The organism is Thermogemmatispora sp., from assembly GCF_019683755.1.
Classification (GTDB): Bacteria; Chloroflexota; Ktedonobacteria; order Ktedonobacterales; family Ktedonobacteraceae; genus Thermogemmatispora.
The window spans coordinates 1-5,960 of the sequence record NZ_JADGHT010000292.1; the positions used below are offsets into that span (position 1 = coordinate 1).

General features: G+C 56.1%; 2 protein-coding genes and 1 pseudogene. 2 read left to right on the plus strand and 1 reads right to left on the minus strand.

From position 1 onward, the window contains the following. Positions 1–296: 296 nt before the first annotated feature. Complete coding sequence (locus tag IRZ24_RS15700) at positions 297–1,664, minus strand: glycine--tRNA ligase (RefSeq protein WP_297165991.1); 1,368 nt, start codon at positions 1,662–1,664, stop codon at positions 297–299. Positions 1,665–2,396: 732 nt separating this feature from the next. Between IRZ24_RS15700 and IRZ24_RS15705 the strand changes: the two genes are divergently transcribed. Both IRZ24_RS15705 and IRZ24_RS15710 read left to right on the plus strand, forming a co-directional pair. Next, a complete protein-coding gene (locus tag IRZ24_RS15705) occupies positions 2,397–4,967 on the plus strand; it encodes a DEAD/DEAH box helicase (protein WP_297165994.1) in 2,571 nt (856 codons plus the stop codon). Between the two features lie 611 nt (positions 4,968–5,578). Next, positions 5,579–5,960: pseudogene (locus IRZ24_RS15710) on the plus strand (hypothetical protein); the annotation flags it as partial.

Here is a 5,960-nt window from a genome sequence, read left to right on the forward strand (position 1 = left end):
CACAAGCCCAGGGGTAATCAGGCTTGCAGTGACACGATCATCCTGCAATTTAAGAACGGTTTAACTGGGGTCAAAAGCACAGTTCCTCAATTATCTTTTGGCCGCTGGCCGGTCTCCTCACTGCTTCAGCGCAGCTTCGGGACTCGCTGAGAGGACCAGATTGCTTGCACTTGCTGAGAGGCATGATGTCAGATGAAGAGAGCAAAAGAGGGAGCAAGCTCGCCATTCCAGGAAGCTGCCTGCTCCCCCTAGCCCCTAACATCTAGTGGCAGGCCGTACTGGCATAGGGGTACTCATCAATGCCAGGTCACGCGCTCCAGCAGATAAGCTGGCAGCTCATCGATAGCCACGCGTACCTGAGCCATGGTATCGCGATCGCGCACAGTAACCGTCTTATCCTCCAGGGATTGGAAGTCGACGGTGACGCAATAAGGCGTCCCAATCTCATCCTGGCGGCGATAGAGGCGTCCGATGCTGCCCGTATCATCGTATTGGGCCACCATCAGCCGGCGCAGGCGCTCATAGATCTCGCGGGCCAACTTCACCAACTCCTCATTATTGCGCTTCAGCGGGAAGACAGCGACCTTGACGGGAGCAAGCATCGGATGCAGATGGAGGACAGTCCGTGTCTCTCCGCTCTTACCCTGGGGATCGGGCTGCTCCTCATAAGCATCCAGTAGCAGGTAGAGGAAGGTGCGATCGACGCCGCCGGAGGTCTCCACGATCCAAGGGATAAAGCGTTCTTTGGTGACCTCGTCAACGTAGCTGAGATCTTCGCCGCTATACTGGCTGTGACGCGAGAGATCCCAATCCTGGCGCCAGTGGATACCCTCCCACTCTTGCCAGCCGAGGACTGTCTGATATTCGATATCGAAAGCCTGACGGGCGTAGTGAGCCAGCTCATCAGGACCATGCTCGCGCAGGCGCAAACGATCCTTATGGTTAATCAGCCCGCGGTACCACTCGAAGCGACGCTGTTTCCAGTAATCGAACCAGTGCTGCATCTCGCTCGGGTGGACAAAGAACTGCAGATCCCACTGCTCGAATTCACGCTGGCGAAAGAGGAAGTTACCGGGCGTTACCTCGTTGCGAAAAGCCTTCCCGATCTGGCAGATTCCGAAGGGGATCTTCATACGTGAAGACTTCACGACGTTCATGAAGTCCAGATAGATATTCTGGCAGGCCTCGCCGCGTAGGTACGTCTTCACGCGATCATCTTCAACCACGCCCAGGTAGGTCTCCATCAGCAAATTAAAGGTCCGAGGCTCCATCAGCTCGCCGCCATCGTTCGGGCACTTGCGCTGCTCCAGATTCTCTGGCGGCAAATGATCGACCCGGAAGCGCCGCTTACAGGTCTTGCACTCGACCAGGCGATCAACAAAATTCTGAACGTGACCGCTGGCCTCCCAGACACGGGGGTGGGTCAGAATCGCGCCTTCGATCCCAACAATGTTATCTTGCGTCTGAACCATCGACCACCACCAGTAGCGGCGGATATTATTGCGCAATTCGACGCCCAGGGGGCCAAAGTCATAGACGCCCGAGATGCCACCATAGATTTCCGAGTTTGGGTACACAAAGCCGCGCCGCTTACAGAGCGAGACAATCTTTTCAATGGGTACGAAGGCAGTTTCACTGGTCTGTTGCTGCTCAAGCTGGGTCATAGGTGAGTGGTCTCCTCCTCTGCAATAAAAATCGCCCCAGGCGTTCAAGAACGCCAGGGACGAATATCGCCAACATAAGCCGCCCGGGGCAGACCTCTCTCAGGCGATATGCGCGGTTCCACCCTGCTTCTTCACGCTCTTCCTCCGTGCTCACCGCTAGCAGCAGCGGAAAGCGACAAAGGAGCGAGCGCGAAGCCACTCATTGTCATATACCGGCTCCGAAGCGCCCTTCACCGGTTCTGGATTGCCGGCCTTCCACCAACCGCCGGCTCGCTGATATCCTCGACCGGTTACTCCTCTTCATCATCGCCGGTCTCGTTGTTCAGTTGGTCGGTCTCGCTACTTTGTGACCAGCTAGGAGCTTCTGTGTGACTGGACTGTAGTATAGCAGGGTAGGCTCTTCTCTGCAAGAGGGTGGAACGAGATCTCCCCGACACTCAGGTAGGTGGTCACGGGCCCAAGCCACCAGCTTCGCTGGCGATCTCTGAAAGCGCGCAGCGCCTATCTCTCACCACAGGGCAGCGAGGCTTGGGAGGCTTGGATCAGTGCGCCATTGGGGCTTGAGGCTTCCGGCAGCCTGACAGCCAGTCCTGCTTGCCCCCTTCCTCCTTTCGTGCTACAATGAGGCAATGAAGTACAATGGCTGTACAAAATCTCCTACGCGGAAGATGGTTCTTCATATTGAGCAGCATCGTAGTCTGTTTTCTGGTAGCGCGTTAGAGAAAGGTTGAAATGGGCAAGAGAAACGTGGAGGTTGGACCTGAGATTCAGGGAGAGATAGAGACATTTGCAAGTAGGTATCCATTTCCTCTTGACACCTTTCAGAAAGAAGCCATAGCGCACCTTGCGCGGGGACGGTCAGTACTGGTGGCAGCCCCAACAGGTACGGGGAAAACACTCGTAGCCGAGTATGCTATCTGGAAGGCCCGGCAGCAGGGTGCACGCGTAATCTACACTACCCCGTTGAAGGCGCTCTCGAATCAGAAGTTCCGCGATTTACGCGCTATCTATGGGCCGGAGGCGGTTGGTCTCGTCACAGGGGATATTGTGGAGAGAAGTCGAGCGGCGATCGTCATTATGACAACCGAGGTCTACCGCAATATGCTCCTAGAGGAGGGGGCAGAGGACGGAGCTTCTTCTCTGGCCGACGTGGCCTATGTCATCTTTGATGAACTGCACTATCTCAGCGATCCTGAGCGCGGTCCCGTCTGGGAGGAGGCGATCATTTGTTCCCCTCCTCATGTACAGCTCGTCGGCCTCTCAGCTACGGTTAGCAACGCTCAGGAGCTGGCCGATTGGATTAGCCGGGTGCATCGTCCTGTCGCTCTCATTGTGCACGAGGAGCGGGCCGTACCATTAGAGCACTACTACTTTCTCGATGGTAAACTGCATCTGGTTCAGGATGCTGCTGGGCGGCGTGTCAAACGCTTCCCTAATGTTGGCGGAGAGGCCCGCTTGGCGCGGCGCTATGCATTCGATCGTGATTGGAATGCATTTGAGAGAGAGGATCATAATGCAGAGCAGACAGGTGAACAAAATAAATCTGAGTTAATACAGTATAATGAGCATATTGGTAGCGATGTAACTAGTGAAGTTACATCGGATGCTAAGGACAAAACGCGCTCGAAGACCAAGCGGGTCCGTCCAACGTTGCGGCGGGCGCCTGAACCAGGTGAGGTGCTCACGGCCCTGCGTGATGCTGATCTCTTGCCCTGTCTCTACTTTCTGCCGGGGAGGCGGGCTGTTGAGGAAGCTGCTATGAGCGCAGCACGCCATCTTTTCACCACGGCGCAGGAACAAGAGCATATTCGTGAAGAGATTCGTGTCTGGCTGGAGCAATTGCCGCCCGAGGACCGTAATCTCCAGCAGGTGCATGCTCTAGTCAATCTTCTCCCCCGCGGCCTGGCTTTCCACCATGCTGGGCTCTTGCCAGGCCTGAAGGTGCTGGTAGAGACCCTTTTTGCTCAGGGCCATTTGCGGGCGGTTTTCGCCACCGATACACTGGCGCTTGGCATCAATATGCCTGCCCGTTCTGTAGTTGTAGGGAGCCTGAGCAAATTCGACGGGGTAGAGATGCGTCTCCTCACGCCGAACGAATATCGCCAGCTCACTGGACGAGCTGGCCGGCGCGGTATGGATGTCCGTGGGGCTGCAGTGATCCCATACTCGCCTTGGGAGCCGTTCGAGGAGGCTTTTGCTCACGTTACTGCTGAGCTGCATCCGGTCTGTAGCTCCTTTGTAATCCGCTATAATTCCATTCTTAACCTCTGGCGCGAGGGAGATATTGAGCATCTCCGACGTATCTGTGCCTCGAGCCTGCGCGAATATCAGCGCTATCGTGCCTGGGAAGAGCAGGAGCTGCACCTTATTCGACAGGTGGAGCATCAGCTCCGTAAGGGCCATAAGGTGAGCAAGAAAAAGCTCAAAGCGGCGGAGGCGGCGGCGCGAGCGCTGGAACGTAGCCAGCGACGCCGTGGCTGGCTGCAACTGAGCCGCGAAGGGAAAGAGGAGCTAGAAGGCACAGTCTTTGTCCTGCGTGCTTTGGGCTACATTGGGCGTGACGACCGACTCACTCTGCGTGGGCGTCTCCTGCGTAGCATTTTCCATCCCGCAGGCATCCTCATTGTTGAGCTGATCATGGATGGGGTCCTGGATGAGCTAACGCCGGCGGAGCTGGCGGAGGTCTGTAGCTGGTTCACCTTTGACAACGACCGGCGGCTCTATAACCGTCATGTCCTGAATCCGCGCCTCAAGGAGGTACGGCGCGAACTTAAGCAGGTTGAGAAGCGGGTCTGTGAGATGGAGGAGATGGCAGGTCTCTCGCTAACGCCGCGCATCGTGCCCGAATTTCATGGTGTAGCTCTCTCCTGGGCGCGTGGTATGTCCCTGAACGGCTTGTTACGGCGCATCGATCTGGCCGAGGGAGATATTCTGATGTTGCTCAACCAGACCATTGACCTGCTACAACAAGTGCAGGGAGCCATTGGCCAGCTCTTGGATGCGCGTGACCTCTGGCCTGAATGGTTGTCAACCTCCCCATCCACCGCTGGCTCTGATCTCAGTCGCAATACACTCAAGCAGATGCAGCGTCAGCTTGCAGAGTTGCAGGAACAGCAGGAACGCCTCACGCGTCTACGTCCGATGTTTGCCCAGGCCAGTGCCTCGCTGATGAGGGGCATCATTCTCCAAAGCCGTACTGTGCCTTCAATGGTGGCGCGTATTGCTGGGGAAGAGCTGCCCTTAGATGCCGAAGAGGATAGTGATCCCCACGAGGCCCTCCAGGACCTCATTGAAGGAGCGTAGCCTGCGCCTAAAGAAGCGGTCAACAGATGCACCTCGGCCTGAGCCAGGACCCTTGGCTGCATGAACTATTGACTGCCCTCCTGGACCGGCTGCAAAGGGCTGGGCGCCTCAGGCGGTCACCAGGGCACTGGCTCTGAGGCGTTCAGCTTTTCCCCAAGCGAAGATAAGCGGTCTCTTCCCACATCTCCAAAGGCTACAGGGGGCAACCTTAGCGCCAGGTACCTGTTGGCTATTGACTTTTCACAACGTAACGTGTATAAATATATGACGATTTGAAATGGGCTTACTCGGCAAGTTTGTGGACAAAGGGTCTGGCTCCATCATGGCATTAGTCAGTTTACGATTATTGACTCTCCATCTCTTATGGGAGGTGGATTGTTCATTCTATAGATGGGGCGGACCCGGTGTCTTGCCTGGGGAAGAAGATTTTTCCTCACCCCTGGAAACAGGGGTGGGGAATTTTTTTATAGCCTCAGCCAGGACAGCCCCTCGCTCCTTAGCAAGCAAGGAGGAAACTCGCAACCGCCCCGCTTCTAGCTTGACGGAGGTGGAGCACTGACAAACATATGACCAGTCAACAGGTCGTGCTGAAAGGCTAGCTGGAGGACAGCATGAATCAAGTCATCACGCATCCGCCAGGCTCGCTTGAGCTGATCAGCGGAGATTTCAGGGGCAAAGATATCCTCTCTCTTGATCAATTTTCAGCGGCTGATCTCTATAGGGTCTTCGCGCTCGCGCGCAAGATGAAAGAGTTGGTCCTTGCGGGTGAGCCTTCCCAACTGCTCGCTGGTCAACTCGTAGCCCTATTGTTCTATGAGCCCTCCAGCCGGACTTTTGGCTCCTTTGCGGCTGCCGTCAAGCGTCTCGGTGGGCAGACGCTTGATATTCAGAACCCGGAGGTAGTCAGCTCGGTTCGGAAAGGTGAATCGTTTGAAGACACGATCAGCGTCTTTGAGGCCTACACACAGGCGATTGTCCTGCGTCATCCTGTGC